Origin of the sequence: Paraburkholderia sp. BR14320, assembly GCF_040948665.1 — a bacterium.
Taxonomy (GTDB): Bacteria; Pseudomonadota; Gammaproteobacteria; order Burkholderiales; family Burkholderiaceae; genus Paraburkholderia; species Paraburkholderia youngii.
This window is the reverse complement of record NZ_JBFPKG010000282.1, coordinates 1-384: the sequence shown is the minus strand read 5'-3', so window position 1 is coordinate 384 and position 384 is coordinate 1. Positions and strand designations below refer to the sequence as shown.

Annotated in this window: 1 protein-coding gene; it reads left to right on the top strand. The window is 62.8% G+C overall.

Features of this window, described 5'->3' with window-relative positions; genetic code table 11:
• Window positions 1-384: transposase (locus AB3X89_RS40325; RefSeq protein WP_368588072.1), on the top strand; the 384-nt coding region annotated here is incomplete at both ends.

Below are 384 nucleotides of genomic sequence, written 5' to 3'. Positions count from 1 at the left end.
GCGGGATGAAGTTTGGCCGGGCCAGCGAATGGCATCGCCAGAAGTACGGCTGCGACGCGAGCCAGACGCCGTGGCGCAAGATGCACCTGTCGATCGACCCGCAGATGAATGTCCACCAGATCGCGATCACCAGGGACAACGTCTCCGACGAGGCGGGTCTGAATGCGGTGCTGGCAGTCGAGGCGAACGTCGACTGCGTGATCGCCGACGGCGCGTATTACAGTATTGCGCAGACCGAGGCGTGGTCAGCCTGCGGCGTGCTGCCGGTGATTCCACCACCGGCCAATGCGGTCGCTCACAATCAACCGGCGACACGCTGGCACGACCATCTCGTTCGGTACATCAAGGACAAGGGCACCCATGCGTTCCGCAACAAATACGGGT